At 43.5% G+C, this 18,826-nt stretch carries 17 protein-coding genes; 7 read left to right on the forward strand and 10 right to left on the reverse strand.

Annotated elements, in window-relative coordinates:
* Nucleotides 1–457 precede the first annotated feature (457 nt).
* From LGT40_RS04095 to LGT40_RS04130, 8 genes are all read right to left on the reverse strand, one after another.
* Complete coding sequence (locus LGT40_RS04095; RefSeq protein WP_226069811.1) at nucleotides 458–2,434, reverse strand: LTA synthase family protein; 1,977 nt, start codon at nucleotides 2,432–2,434, stop codon at nucleotides 458–460.
* A 17-nt stretch (nucleotides 2,435–2,451) separates the two neighbouring features.
* On the reverse strand, nucleotides 2,452–2,838 hold the full coding sequence (locus LGT40_RS04100; protein ID WP_226069812.1) for a diacylglycerol kinase: 387 nt from the start codon (nucleotides 2,836–2,838) through the stop codon (nucleotides 2,452–2,454).
* Nucleotides 2,839–2,858: 20 nt separating this feature from the next.
* Nucleotides 2,859–3,764 carry a cation diffusion facilitator family transporter gene (locus tag LGT40_RS04105; RefSeq protein ID WP_226069813.1) on the reverse strand — a complete coding sequence of 302 codons (906 nt, stop codon included), beginning with the start codon at nucleotides 3,762–3,764 and terminating at the stop codon, nucleotides 2,859–2,861.
* A gap of 74 nt (nucleotides 3,765–3,838) precedes the next feature.
* Entirely contained in the window at nucleotides 3,839–6,952 is a 3,114-nt protein-coding gene (locus tag LGT40_RS04110; protein WP_226069814.1) for an efflux RND transporter permease subunit, read from the reverse strand.
* A gap of 14 nt (nucleotides 6,953–6,966) precedes the next feature.
* The gene (locus tag LGT40_RS04115) at nucleotides 6,967–8,169 is read right to left on the reverse strand and encodes an efflux RND transporter periplasmic adaptor subunit (RefSeq protein WP_226069815.1); all 1,203 of its coding nucleotides are present in this window, start codon (nucleotides 8,167–8,169) and stop codon (nucleotides 6,967–6,969) included.
* A gap of 23 nt (nucleotides 8,170–8,192) precedes the next feature.
* Nucleotides 8,193–9,491 (reverse strand): TolC family protein, encoded by a 1,299-nt coding sequence (locus LGT40_RS04120; RefSeq protein ID WP_226069816.1) that lies wholly within the window; start codon nucleotides 9,489–9,491, stop codon nucleotides 8,193–8,195.
* Between the two features lie 64 nt (nucleotides 9,492–9,555).
* Nucleotides 9,556–9,900: a hypothetical protein gene (locus LGT40_RS04125; protein WP_226069817.1), complete on the reverse strand. Its 345-nt coding sequence runs from the start codon at nucleotides 9,898–9,900 to the stop codon at nucleotides 9,556–9,558.
* A 641-nt stretch (nucleotides 9,901–10,541) separates the two neighbouring features.
* Nucleotides 10,542–11,249, reverse strand: a complete 708-nt coding sequence (locus LGT40_RS04130) for a hypothetical protein (RefSeq protein WP_226069818.1) — start codon at nucleotides 11,247–11,249, stop codon at nucleotides 10,542–10,544.
* 153 nt (nucleotides 11,250–11,402) lie between these two features.
* Between LGT40_RS04130 and LGT40_RS04135 the strand changes: the two genes are divergently transcribed.
* Nucleotides 11,403–11,669, forward strand: a complete 267-nt coding sequence (locus tag LGT40_RS04135) for a hypothetical protein (protein WP_226069819.1) — start codon at nucleotides 11,403–11,405, stop codon at nucleotides 11,667–11,669.
* 248 nt (nucleotides 11,670–11,917) lie between these two features.
* Entirely contained in the window at nucleotides 11,918–12,277 is a 360-nt protein-coding gene (locus LGT40_RS04140; RefSeq protein WP_226069820.1) for a hypothetical protein, read from the forward strand.
* A gap of 268 nt (nucleotides 12,278–12,545) precedes the next feature.
* Here the strand turns inward: LGT40_RS04140 and LGT40_RS04145 are convergent, their stop codons facing one another.
* Nucleotides 12,546–12,845, reverse strand: a complete 300-nt coding sequence (locus LGT40_RS04145) for a hypothetical protein (protein ID WP_226069821.1) — start codon at nucleotides 12,843–12,845, stop codon at nucleotides 12,546–12,548.
* A 139-nt stretch (nucleotides 12,846–12,984) separates the two neighbouring features.
* On the opposite strand from LGT40_RS04145, the gene LGT40_RS04150 reads away from it, so the two are divergent.
* From LGT40_RS04150 to LGT40_RS04170, 5 genes are all read left to right on the forward strand, one after another.
* Nucleotides 12,985–13,377 carry a hypothetical protein gene (locus LGT40_RS04150; protein ID WP_226069822.1) on the forward strand — a complete coding sequence of 131 codons (393 nt, stop codon included), beginning with the start codon at nucleotides 12,985–12,987 and terminating at the stop codon, nucleotides 13,375–13,377.
* Nucleotides 13,378–13,728: 351 nt separating this feature from the next.
* Complete coding sequence (locus tag LGT40_RS04155; protein WP_226069823.1) at nucleotides 13,729–14,007, forward strand: DUF5983 family protein; 279 nt, start codon at nucleotides 13,729–13,731, stop codon at nucleotides 14,005–14,007.
* A gap of 234 nt (nucleotides 14,008–14,241) precedes the next feature.
* Nucleotides 14,242–14,772, forward strand: coding sequence for a hypothetical protein (locus tag LGT40_RS04160; protein ID WP_226069824.1), 531 nt, complete (start codon nucleotides 14,242–14,244; stop codon nucleotides 14,770–14,772).
* Between the two features lie 231 nt (nucleotides 14,773–15,003).
* Complete coding sequence (locus tag LGT40_RS04165; RefSeq protein ID WP_226069825.1) at nucleotides 15,004–15,447, forward strand: hypothetical protein; 444 nt, start codon at nucleotides 15,004–15,006, stop codon at nucleotides 15,445–15,447.
* 270 nt (nucleotides 15,448–15,717) lie between these two features.
* Nucleotides 15,718–17,397: a hypothetical protein gene (locus LGT40_RS04170; RefSeq protein ID WP_226069826.1), complete on the forward strand. Its 1,680-nt coding sequence runs from the start codon at nucleotides 15,718–15,720 to the stop codon at nucleotides 17,395–17,397.
* Between the two features lie 69 nt (nucleotides 17,398–17,466).
* On the opposite strand, the gene LGT40_RS04175 is transcribed toward LGT40_RS04170, so the two are convergent.
* Nucleotides 17,467–18,546, reverse strand: coding sequence for a hypothetical protein (locus LGT40_RS04175; RefSeq protein ID WP_226069827.1), 1,080 nt, complete (start codon nucleotides 18,544–18,546; stop codon nucleotides 17,467–17,469).
* Nucleotides 18,547–18,826: the final 280 nt, after the last annotated feature.

Raw genomic sequence — 18,826 nt, forward strand, 5'->3', positions numbered from 1 at the left:
AAAAAAAAAAATCGGCCGGTCAGTAGTCCGGCAAGCGACATTGGGCCGTAGACTAGAATCAGCGCTAAAAATTGCCTTGAAGGTTTACGAAGCACTAATCGCACGGCATGGGCATCAAAAGTCGGCTGATAATAAACATTAATGCAGCAAGTAATAGCCCAATTAGTGGTTGGAAATATTTACCCGCCTCAGGTAATACCAATCCAAGCCACAATAATGACAAACCAAACGAGATTTGATTCTACGTAATAAATTAATCTAGTCATGGTTTTAAATTTCCAAACTTCATGTGTGGATGAGAATAAATTACCCAAACATAGAACTAATTTAAATCGTGCAAAAAGGGATCAATAATAAGTAAATACTCAATATCATGATTAATATAACAACATTAATAACATAGAAATCCTTATCTGTAATGCGGCCAATCAATAACTGCATAATAGGATGAGAAATGCTAATTTTTATTTGACGGTTGCCCAACAGGCATATCGTAACGTTGCTGACGGTACAGCCAAGAAGGTAGTAATACATGTGCTAATGCTTCGTTAGCATCCTCTCTATTTGCCGGACCTTTGAGCTCTAGTTGACGCTTTTTGAGAACATACTGCCCAGCCAGAGCTTCCTTTTGAGGGCGTAAAATGGTCACCTTCTCACCTTGCAACAGGGCAAAATAATCGGCAAATTGCATCATTGCCCTGCCGGATGACTGCTGCTCGGCTGGTCGGCTCAAATCTCTGCCTATCATTGGTGTCTCAGCGCTAATACCCATCAGTGACAGTAAAGTAGGCGCCATATCAATCTGGCTCGCCACCGTCTTAATACGTTTTGGTTTTATATCAGCCCCTAAAATGAGGCCTGGGATTTGAAAACGTTCTATCGGCACAAGTGCATTTCCATAAACATTTAAATCATGATCGGCAATCACCAAAAAGAGTGTATTGTCCCAATAATCGCTTTTCATAGCTGTGTTAAAGAACTGCCCCAAAGCATAATCTGCATATTTAACAGCATTCAAATCAGTTTGTTTCTCGGCCGAATGCAGATCGATCTTGCCATCGGGGAATTCGTATGGCGAATGGTTGCTGGAGGTGAAAACTAAACTAAAGTACGGTTGATTACTCAGGTTCGCTTGAACGATCCGTTGATGCGCCATATTGAATAGATCTTCATCTGAGACCCCCCAACTGCCAACGAAGAGTGGATCAACGTAATCATTTTGGTCAATGATAGATTGAAAGCCATTGCCAATAAAGAAGTTAGCCATGTTATCGAAGTGAGATTGCCCGCCATAAATAAATTCCGTTTTGTAGCCACGTTGACCCAATAAATCTGCAACAGTGAAAAAATTCTGTTGTGATAAAGAAAGCTTTACTACGCTTCTTGCGGGCGAGGGCAAAAAACCCGTTATCGTGGCTTCAATTCCTCTTACTGAACGCGTACCGGTTGCGTAAAGTTGTTCAAACCACCAACCCGCATTTTTCAGTTTTTCCAGTTCTGGTGTTACGGAATACTCCCCACCCAAAGACTTGACAAAAGTGGCACCCAAGCTTTCTTCAAGAATGATAACCAGATTAAGTGGTTTATCTCTTTCAACTGTCGCTGGCCGTTTATTGAGAGTAGGAAATGGTGCATCTGGATCATTATCAAGCCAGGGATAGTTCTCGCTCATTTCCTGCATGATTTGTGCATCAGTCAGCGAACCATAGACTTCTCCGGCTTCTGCTTCATGCTTCATATTGTAGATAGCAAAATACACTGACCAAGTTGAGTTAATGATTAGGCTATTGACCATAGCATCCGAGCTGATTGCAAACATGGCCGGATTAGCTGGACGATGCGAAAAAGTAGATCGGATCATGACTACGAAGATGAGAACCATCAGCGGCCAAGTTAGCCATATACGCCAAATTGGCCAATCCAATTGATATTGTTTTAACCAATACTGTAACAATCGATTTGTGAACCAACCAGCTAATATAGTGAAAACAACGCCGAGAATGAGTGGAAGACGAAAACCTTCCCACAAGGTTGAGAAAACTTCTTTTGGATATTGCAGGTATTCGACAAATAGTCTGTTCGGACGCAAATCATACTGAACAATAAATGCCGGTGTGGCAGACTCCATAAAAACGATCAACATAATGATCATTAAACTCCAGAGCCACACTAGCTTTTGCCATAATTGCCAAGTAAGTTTATTAACCAGTAGCGGCATCAATAACATCAGTGGTGCAATAAGCATGCCCATAATAATGAGGTCGGCTCTGAAGCCCTGAATAAATATAGATGTCAGACCAATTGCTGCCGATACCCGATCCCACTGCCATAGAACAAGCCCTAATCTTGATAGCGAGAGAATAAGAAGCCCAATAAACAGAACCTGAAATAAAATGCGGTAAGGTCCTAGCATTGAGGTTGATTTTGTGATCATATTTTTTTCGTTTGAATTCAAAATAATCTGGGCCATAGTAATAATGTCCATGCTGCGATTGACATAATAAGGGTAAGTAAAACAGCCAGTGATCCATAATCTTTGGCCCGCCCAGTTAATAAGTGATGTTCTAAGCTGATTCTATCCAGCGTCGATTCAATTGCTGAATTGATCAACTCGACGACCATCACAGCAACCATGCTGACTATCAACATAAACCGCTCTATAGCAGTAAAGTCTACCCAGAACACAACCGGCAATAATAAGACGAATGCAATAAATTCCTGACGAAAAGCAACTTCATGACGCAGCGCAGAATGAAACCCTTTATATGAATAAAAAGTCGCCCAGAGCACACGTTTGAAACCAGTGAACTTTTTTGGTTGGATATTAATAATTGTCATTTTTTTATTTGCGTAAAATGTTATTGAGATGTTGTTTCAGGGTCACTAAAATCTCTGCAACGCTCCTGATTCAGTTCAAGCTCTATCGTAGTGTGCTCAAGATCATATTGAGATAAAATCTCGGCAACCGTTTGTTTCATAGCCATGTAATTTTCAGAAGAGACAATATCGTTATCAAGTGTCAGATGTGCAGTAAGGACATGGTGTTCACCATCAAGTGACCAGAGATGTAAATGATGTACCTCATTGACACCCTCAATGCTGACAAGAGATTTTTTGATCTCATCATGCAGCGCTTTATCGGGCACTGCCTGAAAAAACAATTTACCGGTCACCCACAAATTGCGAACAACATTAAATAAGATGAATAGTGTAAAACCAATGGATAAAAGCGGATCTAAAATCGGCCAGTCGGCAAACTGCAGAATGATAGAAATGATCAAAACAGCCAGCCAACCTAATACATCTTCTAATAAATGCCAGTTGAGTATTTTTTCATTAAGAGAAGTCCCTTTGCTCAGCCGATAAGCCGCAAAACCATTAACAGTAACGCCCAATAAAGCCAATGCCAGCATGCCTTCGGTAACCGGCATCACCGGATCGGCCAAACGTGGTACCGCTTGAGTTAACACCCATATTGAGCCAGCGATTAACACCAAGCCATTAATCAAAGCGCCAAAAAGAGACAGGCGCCGATAACCATAGGTAAATACAGAATCAGCAGACTTATTGCCAGCACGGTTTAAAAACCAGGCACTGCCAATAGACAGACTATCTCCAAGATCGTGAACAGCATCAGCCATAATTGCCGTGCTATTTGTCAGCCAGCCACCGATAAATTCAATTATGGTAAAACTGACATTTAGAAAAAAAGCCGTTGCGATCCGATTACCAGAAGTCCCCCCTTCTTGATGATGTGTATGCATATAGATATTCCTTTTCTGAATTCGTTGTATAGATAAACTCAAGAAAAATTGGCGGCCAAAAAGGCCGCCATGTTTTATCTTGATTTTTCACGGCCATGAACTATGCGGTAAAGTGCGGGCAGTACCACTAGGGTGAGTAAAGTTGACGAAATAATGCCACCAATGACTACCGTTGCCAGCGGTCTTTGCACCTCCGCCCCTGTGCCGGTATTGAGTGCCATCGGCACAAAACCGAGACTTGCTACCAGAGCCGTCATCAATACAGGCCGTAACCGGGTCATTGCACCATCAACGATTGCTTTGTGCAGATCGCCGTGCCGATGCCAGTAATCCCTGATAAATGACAACATTACGAGACCGTTTAATACCGCCACGCCCGAGAGCGCAATAAAACCAACCCCTGCGGAAATAGATAGCGGCATATCTCGCAACCAGAGCGCCAAAACACCACCAGTTAATGCAAGGGGCACCCCAGTGAAGATAATTGCTGCATCTCGAAATGAGCCAAACAAAGTAATCAGCAGGCCCAAGATAATGAACAACGTAACCGGCACCACAATCGACAGTCGGTGACTGGCTGATTGTAGTTGCTCGTAAGTACCACCATATTCAATCCAATAACCGGGTGGTAATTGCACTTGCTCAGCAATACGCTGTTGAGCTTCTTCTACAAAAGAACCCAGATCACGTCCTCTGACATTGCTGGTGACCACCACGCGCCGTTTGGCGTTTTCTCTGGAAATCTGACTCGGCGCTTGTGTTAATTCGATGGTTGCGACTTCGGATAAAGGGACGTAATCGCCATTAGGCAAACTCACGGGCAGATTCGATAAGGCGGGTATGTCTTGTCGAATTTCTTCAGGCAACCGCACCACCAGATCAAAGCGCCGATCGCCATCATAGATCAGGCCAACTTCGCCACCGCCAACGGCGGTGGATAACATGTTTTGTAAATCATCGACATTAAGTCCATAACGTGACATGGCCATGCGTTTGGGTTCAATGGTCAGCATGGGCATATCATCGACTTGCTCCAGCCGGGCATCTGCAGCGCCGGGGATCTCCTGAATCACAGCCAGAACTGCCTCAGCGTTCTGCTTAATCAAGTCCAAATCATCGCCGAAAACTTTAATACCCAAGTCCGCACGAACGCCTGAAATTAACTCGTTAAAGCGCATTTCAATGGGTTGAGTAAACTCATAGTTGTTACCGGGTAATTGCGTGACTGCTGCTTCAATTTCAGCAAGGAGTTCGCTCTTGGGTAATTCCGGATCCGGCCATTCATTTCTTGGCTTAAGTATAAGGAATGTATCGGCTACATTAGGTGGCATTGGATCGGTTGCTACCTCCGGCGTCCCGATTTTGGCAATAACCTTATCCACCTGCGGAAAAGTTTTTAGCCGTTGTTCCAGCTGTTCCTGCATTTTGACGGATTGCTCTAGACTGGTACCGATGGTTCGCAGTGCATGTAAGGCAATATCGCCTTCATTTAGTTGGGGGATAAATTCTGACCCCATTTTGCTGGCCATGTTAATTGACAGCGCAACCAGCAAGGCTGCAAACAGAATCAACAGCCAGCGCAGCTTTAGACTGAGCAGCAAAACTGGCCGGTAAATCCACTTGGCACCACTGATGATAAAACTCTCTTTTTCAGTGACCCGTCCACTCATAAACATGGCGACGGCAGCCGGTACTATCGTAAGCGTAAAGACCATGGCAGATAGTAAAGCGATCACCACGGTGGCAGCCATGGGGTCAAACATCTTGCCTTCAACACCTGTCAATGTGAATAACGGGATATACACAATGGTAATAATCATGACGCCAAACAGGCTGGGACGTATCACTTCATTCGTAGCCTCATAGACTACGTTTAAGCGTTCTTTAACCGGCAGCACACCACCATATTGCTTTTGTGCCATTGATAATCGTCTGATAGAGTTCTCAACGATAATCACCGCACCATCGACAATCAGGCCAAAATCAAGTGCACCCATACTCATCAGATTGGCAGAAATACCGGCCTGTACCATGCCGGTAATCGTTGCCAGCATTGATAGGGGTATAACTGCAGCAGTTATTAAAGCCGCGCGAATATTGCCCAACAACAAAAACAATACCACGATAACCAACAAAGCCCCTTCAACCAGATTTTTTTGAACCGTGGCGACGGCTTTATCGACTAGGGTGGTACGGTCATATACCGCTTCCAATATGACGCCTTCCGGTAATGAAGATTGAATCTCCGCCATTTCACGTGTAACCGAAGAGGCAACTTCGCGTGAGTTTTCACCAAACAACATCATGACGGTGCCGACAACCGTCTCTTTACCATCACGGGTACCCGCACCACTGCGTAGCGGCTTACCGATCACAACGTCGGCCACATCTTTGACTAACACTGGTCGGTCATCAATATTTTTCACTACTACCTGACGAATATCATCGATGGATTTAAGTTGTCCCGGCGATCGAACTAGGATCTGCTGACCATATCGTTCAATATAACCGGCGCCCCGATTATCATTGTTTTGCATCAACGCCTGTTTCAGATCACTGAGAGACACGCCAAAATTCAGTAATTTCGCCGGATCCGGCTGAACATGAAATTGCTTTTCATAACCGCCGTTAACATTGACTTCTGTGACACCTTTTACCCGCTCCAGCCGAGGTTGAATCACCCAGTCCTGAAGCACCCGAAGTTCAGTCGCATCATAGGGGCTGCCATCAGTTTGTTTTGCATCGGGTTTTGCGGTAATTGTGTACATGACAATTTCGCCCAGCCCGGTCGCGATAGGTCCCATTTCCGGTTCGATACCTTGCGGCAGTGAGCCTTTTATAACGGCCAGACGGTTATTAATAAGGTTACGCGCAAAATACAGATCGGTGCCTTCTTCAAACACCACGGTGACTTGTGATAATCCATAACGAGAGATTGAGCGGGTGTAATCAAGATCCGGTAATCCGGCTATCGCTCTCTCGATTGGATAAGTGATGCGTTGTTCAGATTCCAGCGGAGAATATCCGGGCGCCTTGGTATTGATCTGAACTTGAACATTAGTGATGTCCGGAACGGCATCAATCGGCAGTTTCTGATAGCTCCAAATTCCAAGACCAATGATAAGAAATATCATTGACAACATTAGGCCCCGTCTCTCGATTGAGAGACTTAAAATAGTATTAATCATGTCAGTTCCCTAAATCAGTGAGCGTGAGCTGCGCCGGCTTTTTCCAGATCAGCTTTAATCAGATAGCTATTTTCAACGACGATGTCATCGCCCTGCCGGAGTCCGGATATAACCTCACTGTATTGACCGTCATTAATACCAAGTTGCAAGGGCCTGACTTGATATTGCTTGCCTACTTTCACAAAAGCTACGGACTCGCCTTCAAACTGTTGTATGGCACTGTTGGGAATTCTGAGATTGACTTGTGTTTGCTCGGTAATGGCATCAGCCTCAACGAGCAACCCTGGAAACCAGACTTGCTGCTGATTATCAAGTGCGACGCGGGCAATCCGATAAGGGGCATTATCTTTGCTTGGCAGCAGTTGCTTTATCGTCGATTCATAAAATGTGTTGTTATGTAACAGACGTACTTTCTGACCGGGTTTTATCTTCATGGCCTGTCCGGGAAAGACTTTGAGTTCAGCCCAAAGTGATTGGGTATTGGTGATGGTAAAAAGATTTTGATCTGCCGCGACTTCGCCGGTATTGGCATCTTTTGCTGTAATGACACCTGAGATGGGCGCGGTGACGTTATAACTTTGTAAGCTGTTGTTTGACTCAACACTGGCTAATAGCTGACCCTTTTTGACCGAATCACCGAAATTCACATTAACGCGGGTGATTTGACCCGGAAAACGTGCGCTGACTTGACTTATCTCATCAGGTGATAAGACCACTCTCCCGTAGAGTTTGGATGTGACAGATATTTGCCCGGCAGTAACTTCTGCAGTTAACACACCGTGTTCTTGAGCCATATCGGCATCCATTTCTATATGCTCACTACCTTCATCCTCAGCGTGAGCATGCCCTTCTTCTTCGGGTTTTGATTCAGCGCTATGATCATGTTCATCCTCTTTTGGCATCGAATCACCATGACTTTCTTTATCATGCGTTGCGTCGTGGTCATGTCCATCTTCCGCGTGGTTTGATTCAACGCTATGATCATGTTCATCCTCTTTAGGCATCAATTCATCATGGTTATCTTTATCATGCGATGTCTCATGATCATGCTGCTCATTTGATTCTGCTGGCTGGGCTTGCGCTTGTTGATCTGATTGCTGTGCCTCATGCGCATGACCATCTTCAGCAATGGCAGGTGACATGATGAGCAATATTAGCGCTGCTACTGATAGTAGGCTGCGCATGGGTAAAAAAACGAAATGTGATTTATTAAACATAGATTTGTCCTGATTCATATTGCTTACTCTGCAGCTGTTAGCGGTTCGGCGGTGAGTTGTTCGATTTCTGTCTGGTATAGCAATGCAGCCGTTGCAGCCTCAATGACACTACGTCTGGCACCTAGCAGGTCTTGTCTGACGGTAAGAAATTCCAGATAACTGTAGAGTCCCCGTTGATAACCAGTTTGCGTTTGCTCCAGACTTTTAGTGAGTTTGGGGATAATCTGTTGTTGCAACTTGGAAATACTTGCAATTGCTTGTTCACGCCCGGAATAGGCCCGATAAAGCTGAGCATGAAGTTGCAATAGCATATCCTGACGGCGATAGCTGACTTCATTACGCGCGGCCAATGCTGATTCAATATCAGCTTGCGCTCGCTGACGACTGAACAAAGGCATTGACACACCAGCAACTAACGCCGAATCATTCAGTCCTTCATCTCGCCTGATCCCAACTGACCAGGTCAGATCTGCAACTTGCTGAGTTCTGGCAAGACGTACTTGTGCATCACGAACCCGCGTTTCTGCAGCGAAACGTTCCAGTTGCGGATTTTGCTGGGCCTGATTAAATAAGGCTTCAAATGACATGGCCTCGCTAAAGGCAAACAATGAGCCTGTGGCGGTCTCAAAATTAGGTTGATAACTCCCCCACAAATTAGCGAGTACCACTTTGTTGGCTTCCAGCTGACGTTTTTCGGCAGCCAATATCAGTTCAGCCTGATTAACAGAAGCTTCGGCGCGGCCCAAATCTGCTTCAGCCGCGACGGCAGCACCTACACGTTTATTAACTTCTGTTAATGTTGTTTGCGCCAGTTCCAGCCCCGTCTCGGCTAGCTTTACACGCTCCTGGCTATTGAGCACTTTAATAAATTGTCGTGTTACCTGACCTAGCAAGTCCAACGCTTTTATTTTGCGATCAACACGGACAACATCACTTTGTTGTTCCACCAGTTCAACACGGGACAATCTTTTATCACCCAGTTCAACGACAGAGGAGAGAGTGACCGTGGTTTCCAGTGACTTGATACCGCTTAGTTCTCTAGTGCCAGCGAAATTTTCAATCTCAGCACCAACAACATATGCCGGTTTGAGATTGGCCGTTTTTTTCTGGGCTTCAAGTTGTTGCTGTCGAATTGGAAAAACCTGTAATGCCGGATGTTGCGCCAGTGTTTGTTGCATGGCCTCGTTTAAACTCAACGTTTTCGTTTGTTGAATGTTATCGGCAATAACCGGTGAGACAGAAAAGGCAACCAGCATCGAACAAAGCAATGCACGGATAGCAGGCGCACGCACATTTGTAGTGCGATCAAAGTGTATTTTCATGAAATTAGATCCTGTTTAACTGCAAACAACGGACTTACGTTAAGTCCGCAAAAACATCAGCAGTTCAAGATCTCGGAGGGCGGTACATACTGACTGTAAAGTCAGGTTTTGGCGATCTAGGGTGGAGGTTGAAATAATTGTATGGAATAGCAGCAACATTAATTCCATCAATATTAAAGATGGCGATAAAATGTGAACACTGACAATGCATACAAAAATCACAATCGCCAGTACTTTGTGCATCATGCGAAGACGCATTGTTCGCTTGTTGAATTGCATTGGAATCATCAAGAACAAGCTGATGTTCTTGTGATGTCTTGGAATCATATGTATGAATGTCAGCCGCAACTATGCCTGATTGCATCACAATCATAAAGATGAGCATGTTGATAATTAATTTTACTGACATTCGTTAATTTTATTAATGGATTCTGATGTCTTAGTTAACAACATAATAACTTAGTTCCCAAAAGATTAGCAAAATTAAAAGTTCTCTGCTGGGTCTGTGAGAGTCTGTCACTGTTTTTATGTAACAAACACAAAGTTTGTGATGATTTTGAATAGTGTATGAGATCTTATGCTCGGGGTCTCCGGATCTATAAACAAAACTAAGGCACTATAATTCGCTAATACTAAGGCGAGAGAAATGTATTGGCTGAAAGATCTTGAGCTATAGAAATTCAGAAAGTGTTATGTATTCATATTTTCAACTAAAGCAGCTAATTATGAATAGATAGCATGTTGCTAAGTCTACTTAATATGTGCTCGAACTCATTGCGTTCAACACGAAGCTTCTGTTTTCTGACTTGGTACCCACACTTTTGGCGTCAACAGCACCACGTGGTCGACCTCGGCAGTCCAAGTCACAGCTACAATAGAGTGTTCCTAATGATCCATTACGATTCTGGTCATGATAAACATGATCACGAAGCTCAGCTCTTGCTTGTTCAAATGATTCTGGATCTGCCAGTGCTTAGACCAAGATGAGTAACCCAGCGAATAGCGATAATATGATTTTATTCATTAATCTTTTCATCTTCATTTTATTGTTCATACAATCACTGTCACTAAACGACTGACACGCGGGTTACGAACTTTGACGATATCGTTTGCCGGCGCATTATCTCGAATTAACGCCCAGGTTTCTGTGGTCCGGTTTGGTTTTCCATTACGAAGAGGACGTTGCGGCTTTTTTACCTGCCAGCTTGATGAGGTCAGTAATTTTGAAAGCCGACGCCAGGCACGGTCAATCGAGCTGATAGCCATCCGCTCACAAAAACGTTCGACAGCATGTCGGGTCAGGTGAATATCACCAATATGCGTTTTAATTGGCGGGTCCAAACAATCTTCAGGTTTTATTTCGACGACTTTACCTGTGAACTCGGTTACCCAATCCGTTCTTCTGGCCACTTTAATGGTGGCCTCTGCGAATCGAGTCTGAAGAAAACGTCCATTGAGATGCATATCGGTATTGGTGGTCTGCAATTTCTGGGTTTTTCGGATAGCACCAGAAGATACATTCAGCTGCAGGCTTTTGCCGGTTCGATTCATTCCAGCATGCGTTGTATGTAGCAACAAATATTTAATGGCCAGCAGCTCTGCCAGTTTGTAGGGCTCTTCTTGTGATGATGCGACGGCGACATCAATTGCCCGGACGCCGGTGGCTCCAGCACCATGCTGTACTCGGAAAAAAACACGGTATTGGTTTTGGGATACCGGTTCACGTTGGGCTGCTGTTTCTAAAATTGTGAGTGACATTGTTATTGCTCCTGGTTAAATGGTTTGTGTCAAAACGACAAAACCATCAAACCACAGATCTAAAATCACGCAACTAGCCCGGAGGCCGCATTTCTAGGAGGGGTTGCGTGAATTCAATTCTGTGCCATTCTTGGTATAAAACAGGAGAAATGTGTGTTTAATTTTGTAAATGATATGGTCACTTCACCGGCAGCTGCTTTTGGGATTTACCTCGTTGCAGGCCTAATTCTTTTTCACGATATGAAACGGATTCGCTGGTATGCGATGAGCCTTTTGTGGGTGTTGATGGGCACTTTTGACCGGGGTTTTTTAATTGAAACCACCATGCTGGGTTTTGCTTATTTACTCACCGAAAGCTTCTTTGGTACCTACTATCAACTTCGGGTAGACAAAGCTGAGGCGCTGAAAAGGGATAAGTAATAGTATGGGGATGCCCAAACCTAGAACTGCATCACAGTATTTGTTTGACAGCAAAGTGTCTCCCGATTAATCTGGCCACATCCTTGTAACCTTCGGTTGCATTGAAGAGTTATGCCACACTCCAAGCTGGCACTATCTTGAGAATCAGCACGCTGATTCCTCACTACCCCACGGGCTATGTCTATTCCCGTCGGGGATAAATGTATCCCATGGTTTCTATTTAACTTCACTTTTTAGGAGTAATACCTATGGGATGCGTAGTCATCGAACATTTTCAAGAAATTGAATTTAACGACGCCGATTTCGGTAAAAATCTGGATGCTCGTGTTGATGCTCAAAACGACAAGCCTGGTAAGTTTTCCATTCATTCAAATTCTGTTGCAGCATTTGAGTGTATAAAAATCTATACCACTCGTCCTTTTACCACTGACAACAAGCAAGACATTGTTGATGGTGTGAGAATCAAAACCAGCTGGGGCAAACACTTAGTTGTATTTAATGATCAGGCAATGAATTTTGCCAAAGCGATGGACGCTGCATGCGCTCATCAAAAGATCAACGAAATAACAACAGATACCTCACCGTATTGGCAGCAATGTCGTAGATAATTAATTTACCCACACGGGGATGCATATCCCCAGTGGGGCAATGCATTCCCGTTTAATTAGTTGAATGCAATGCCTGCGATAGTTGCTGACCATACTGGTCATGATTTCTTAGATTCTATTTCATCATTCGAGATTAAAACGGCATAGCCGATAACACTGGTCATATTGACCACTAACCCAGGCGGGGATGTTCCTATCCCTACTGGGATCGGCTGTATCCCCTAATTTTTAGGAGAGCATATGTCTACCTTATCAAATCAACGTCAAGTTAAAAGCCAAGCACTTCCATTTTTGTTTGAGCAACCAAAGCGAGTTGCGGTCTTTTGCCGTAACGGATGTCACTTTTCAATGGTTGCATCTGAGCATGATTATCATTCATGTCCAGCCTGTAATTCAGAAATGTCTGCATCAGCAGAGGATGCATATATGGATTCATTGGTGAATGCCGGCAATGTTCAATAAGGATACGAGCAGTACAGTTTGCTGTAATGCGAAATACTCTCTCACTGAGGGGGTATTCCAAAGCTTCTACTGGAGGCTTCGGAATACCAGATTCCTGATAACACATTGTTGTTATCTTGAAGAGAATTCGGACTCATAAAACCGAACACAGATGCTTAACCTTAGAACGTTAAGCGATTTAACCCCAGGGGTGATATTCACCCAACTGGGGTTGAGATCATCCCTAATATTATGGAGTTTTCATTATGGGATGTATCAAGATTGATGTTTTTCCTGAGTTAGATTTTGCATCGGAGATGTTTGGTAAAAGTTTGCTTGGCTATATTGCCGAAGATGAGCTAGAACAAAACATCGAGATTGATGTTAAAGATATTATTGCCTATGAATGGGCACCGATACTGAAAGTTGACACTGAGACAAAGAAAAACGTCACGGACATTGCAGCAAATGGAATTCGATTATTGCTTTTAACCGGCGAGACGCTGGTGGCACCAGACCATTGTTATGAAGCCTTCGGTAAGTCGGTTGAGATGGCAAGGCGTCCACATGCGAACGTTGTAACTGCACAGCGTTTATCGTTAGAAGAAGCAGGTCGTCTTTCTTATACGCCGGAATGTTTCAAAAGTGTTCGTAAATAATTGTGAGTTTGACTTTGGACAGATTATTGATTTACCGGTTTTAGAAAGGCCCGGTATTTGATTTTCCTAATGATGCTTTCTGCTAAAGCGTCATCTTTGGCCAGCACAATCGCCCTGATGAGATCGTCAGAAAGTAATTGTTTATTAGTTGAATGCACTAATTGAAGTCTGTTGGGTTTATTCATGTAATTGAGTATATCACCAGGCTTAAATCACGAAAGGGGCTAAAAAGGACTTTTCTCAGCTTTTTTGCCTACATTAGCCAGACATAAATGGCTTTCCAAACCCACACGGGGATCGATATCTCCGTATGGGGTGTCGATCCTTCTTAAATTAAGAGGTATTTTTGACATGGAAACCTATCAAGTAATCGCTTTAAGTACTTCTCATATTGAGCAGGCCGATATCAATGCATTACGCATTGCAGCGTTTCAGACCAATATGGTGATGGAGCGTGAATCCGGCTTCTTTATTAAGCTGTATATGAACGATTTGGCAGGAAACCTCCGAGGAGATTACAGTCCTTCACTCTGCAAAGTTATTGAGTTCGCATTTAACAATAATTTTGAAATGATTGAACTGGATTCAGATGCCGAGGCCATCCCAGAGTTAGACCAGCACGACTGGTAGAACATTACCCCTGGCAACAGGGGTATTCCAAAGCGTATTCACAGAGTACGTTTCGGAATAGATATCCAGTAGATAGCCAAAAACTATCTATTTGATAAGTCAGCCGGACTTATTTAAAACCGGCCTCAATGTCCAAGCAGTACGCTGTTTGGAATCTCAAAAACCCATAGGGGAAGTAACCTTCCCTTATGGGGGACGGCTGCTTCCCCTTTTTTTATTATTGGAGAAGCAGTCATGGGATGGAGCTATTCAACGCAATGGCGTTCAAAAAAACAATTGGTCGAGTATCTTACTGATTCATATCGCTTTGGCGAAAATCAAGAACTCTTAAAGTCCAGTGTAGTGGGTAACAACCACTGGTACTTGGCCAAACAGAAAACGACCGGAGAAATCTGGATTGGTCTTGATATGATGCAAAGTGGCCGTGAGGATGGTTGGGGCTATAAAGACCTGACTGCTTCGTGTGGCCCGGTCGAAGTGAACTGTCCGATTTCATTTTTGAAAGAAGCCAGTGAGCCAGACCCGGATAGTTATGATGCCCAATGGCGTAAGCGAGTAGTGTCTTATCACAAAAGCAAACGACAGAAGGCTAAACGTAGCTATGAAGCCGGAATGGTTGTTCAGTATGATGGAACTGATTATCGGTTAGATAGACCTGCCGGTAGTCGTCGTGGCTGGTATGTCAACAGACAGCCCGATGGTATGTTGTTTCGTATGAACGCCAGACAACTCGGACAGGCCGAGATAAGAGGAGCTGATCACTAATTGGTTCTAAATACTCCCTTCTTTAAGAAGGGGGTATTCCAAAACATCTAACCAGGTGTTTCGGAATACCGAATTCTTGACATCATTTTATTGTTGTCCTGAAAAGTCAGCCGGACTTATCAAAACCGGCCTCAATGTCCAAGCAGTGCGCTGTTTGGAAGTCCTATACCCAGCGGGGAGCTTCTTCCCGTATGGGCGGTTGTTCCCTTTTTTTATTTTGAGGAGAACAGCATGCAAAATTCACCCGTGTTTGGAGCACCAAGAGCGTCAGATAACATGACTATCATGGCGCTGCGAAAAGCCAGAACGCCGTACACACTGGATGTTACGCTTGATAAGCTTCGTCATTACCTGACAGCAACAAGAAAACCTGATGCTGTTGAACTGCTTGAAAAGGCGGTTGCTAAAGCGAAGGTTGATAAAGCGTATTTCGAGCGATTTGAAAGTGCGTTAATGCATGGTTCGACAGTTGAAGGCCGCGAGTTATTTTCGGACTTTGGCGATTACTGGGCCAGAACGAGTGTGGAAATTCCATATTATCCACATCACGATGCAGTCAATGCTATTGATAGCGCGTTATTTCACATCCGAATTGGTGATGAGAGAGAAGCAATTGATGACTATTTATTTCTGCATCATCGTTCGGAAGCAGTTAAAGCCGGACTACACGATTAAGCCGTGATAAGAGGGGTTGATGATTCATCAGCCTTTGAATACTCTCTCGATTGAGAGGGTATTCCAAAGCACTCCCTCGGGCGAGTGTTTCGGAATACCAGATTCTTGGCAACAAATTTGTTGTCTTGAAGAGTCAGCCGGACTCACCAAAACCGGCCTCAACGTCTTTGCTGTACGCAGTTAAGGCAGGTTTCACCCTCTGGGGGATTTATCATTCCCTCAAAGGGGTTGGTGGATCTCCCTTTTTTATTTGTATTTAGGAGATCCATCATGCAAAACCAAGTAATCAAAGTGCAAACCAATGAAAGCATTATCAGCAAGCTGAAAAATGCGTTTACTTCACCTGGCTGCGTACTCTCTGAAGCGATGCAAAATGCCCGCCGGGCAGGTGCAAGCAAAGTAGAGTTTTCGTATTTGGATGAAGACGCGCTGCTCATTGTTGATGATGGCCAGGGAATTCGTGATTTAGCTGATTTTCTGACTTTGGCAGGTTCAGGCTGGTCAGAAGAAGTAATTCAGAAAGAAGGTGCCTTCGGTATGGGCAGCTTCTCAATGCTTTACTACTGTGATCGGCTGCGAGTGGAATCGAATGGCTATGGCTTTGAAGCATATACACAGGACATTTTGAATGGTCTTGAAATATCTGTGTTTCAGAGCGATGTGACATCAGGTACCAGAATCGCACTGTATGGCTACGAAATCAGCGATGAAAACAATGCCAGCCGGATTGAGCTTTTATTAAAGCGTCTGGCCAAAGGGTTTTCAATTCCGGTCTTTTATGACGGCGCAGAACTGGATCGTCCATACAGTCTTGATAAAGGCGAAGTTGAGTTCATTGAAACGTCGATTGGTTTCTGTGCATTGTCTGACTTTGACGATGACACGCTCATTGGCAAGTCAGGCCTCTATTACAGGGACTACGGTACGGATGTAACGTATTTGTTTTATCAAGGGTTGCCAGTGGATAGCATCTGGGGACGGGAAATATCGAATCGGGATTGCCCTGGTAACATTATCCATCTTGATGAGTTGCAATTTGATGTGCGGATGCCGGACAGAGATGTTCTGATAGATCAGGCAGTTCAGAGCGGAAAAATCGAAACAGTTTTAAAAGAGCTGTGGCGAAAAAAGTTTATTGAGCTGAAAGGTATATTGGAACCAGCCATGTTTGCCAGTAAGTTCCAGCGCGCCCTAAAATCGTGGGAGTGTTTGGATCTGCTCAATGATATGGATGTCCTGCCAGATGGGGTTTTATTTACAGTGTCATCTTTGCCTGAGAATGATTCATACAGCAGATATGACTACACCTCATCGATAAATGGAATGACAAGGCAAAAACTGGAGTCGATTGGCCAGAAGATCGTGTTTTTTAATAACGATCATGGTTATGACTACTTCAGACCGCATCAGTACGCCTATCACCGTGAGGTGTTGTGCGCTGATATGGGCTCGCTGTCCATGCTACACAAAGACCATTGGATACATGAATGGTTGTTTGAAATTGAAGATGAAGATCTGACTATAACGGTAAATAAGCCCGGAAAGGAAGGTCATTATTCTGGCTACGGCTGTTTCGATTATCAAACATGTGAATCGCTGGTCATAAACGGACCAATGGGTGAGGTAACTGTCCAAAATGACTGCTTTGCAGTTAATGAAGACTTTATGTTTATCCCAAGCGGTGCTTTGAATGGAAGCAATATTCGTATCATATGCAATTATATTGACTCAAATGATCAATTTGATGAGTCAGGTTGTAATTATGATATCGAACAGTTCCAGGCATTACTCTATTCACTGAACCAATCAGTGGAAATGGGGGTGCTTTCCATGCTTCGCACAAGTGGTCTTAGTCAGTTTTCACTGCAAGGCCGACAGCTGCAGGTTACGTTTAATGAAAATGGAGTGCCTGAAAAGGTAACCTTGTCTGAGTTGGACAATGCAGCATAAGAGGTAAGTACTACGGTGCTTACTAAATAATCACTACCCGTTGGGAGATCACTCTCTTCGGGGAGTGGTTTATCTCATTGATAACTTCTTCGCCTCTTCTCTGATTATTCTTTGTCTGGCATTAGCTGCTTTCATTTCTCTAATGAAACCACCAGATGCATAAAGCATAAATACTGCATCAGCAATTTTTCCGTCTTCTTTAATTGCTTGCATCTCATAAGTGCGAAGTATCTTATGATCTACCAGTTCTTCAATAGCGTCTTTAAGTTTTTCAATACGACGTGTGACCCGTTTATGATGCATCAGACCTGAATCTCTATCCACTTGTGAAAAGATTGTTTTGTATGCAGGTGCATCCAGGCCTGCATTGATAAATCTATCTGCCAATCGTTTGAATAACCATCGTGCTAGTGGTTGTTTAAGGCTCATAGCATCTGCATAGTTATACTGTCGATAATCGAATTTATTGATTGCTCGACTGATTAGAGAGGAAAACTTTACAGCTGACAATGCGTTTGGATCTCGAAGGTATGAAGCTCTATCCGCTAATAGTTTATCTGACAGAATATTGGAACTGTATGCTTGCTTGCCATTGACTGTAATTGTTAGACGACAGTTTTCCATTATTTCTAATGCTTGTTTTACCTCATCAAGACTTCGTTTTTTGTTGAATGTCTTGAGTTCCTTGATAATCATGTTAATTGAGAACTTACACCAAGATTCTTCACGGTTTGAATCATGGATGCCGTGACTTTGTTGAAGAAATATCTTTCTTAGAATGTCTTCGATGAGTTCTTCTGTCTCTGATGGGTAGAAGTCTATTTCTTCACCATTTAGCTCAATACGTGCAGGCTTTAACTCCATTTCGCATTCTTCACCTGCAGGGGATTGAAATTCTTTTCGGAGAATTGGAAGGGTTCCGGATTCACTTCTCATCGAAGCTTGAATTTGTCTAGAAACGCTATATCGTGGAATTGAATCCCAAAAGCTCAGTAGATTTGAGAGCTGTTCAGTGTCACCAGAGGGACCAAGCAGAGTTGCAAAAAGATCATGATTTTTATTTCTTTCTGGTAAACCTGGAACAACTCTATTGGAATCATTCAATTGGTCAAGTATTGTGCGGGCGCTGTTTTTAGTTTGTTCACTCATCTAATGGCCTTGACTGAATTTCAGCTGATATCCGTTATCGAAAAATATAGCACTGGATGATGACACATTAAAAAAACACCGCAACCCCTTTCATCATATTTCTAAGCTTACAATAAAAGATTAAGAGGTATAGAGGAGAGGATAGAGAAATAAAACATTCTTATTCAATAAGTTACAGCACGAAAAGTCCCGGAAACCTATAACCATCTCCCATTTTGAAGCTTTCTAAACATACCTTGTCCCGGAAACCTATAACTTTTCCCAATCAATATCCTGAAAA

Source organism: Methylophaga pinxianii (genome assembly GCF_020447225.1).
Classification (GTDB): domain Bacteria; phylum Pseudomonadota; class Gammaproteobacteria; order Nitrosococcales; family Methylophagaceae; genus Methylophaga; species Methylophaga pinxianii.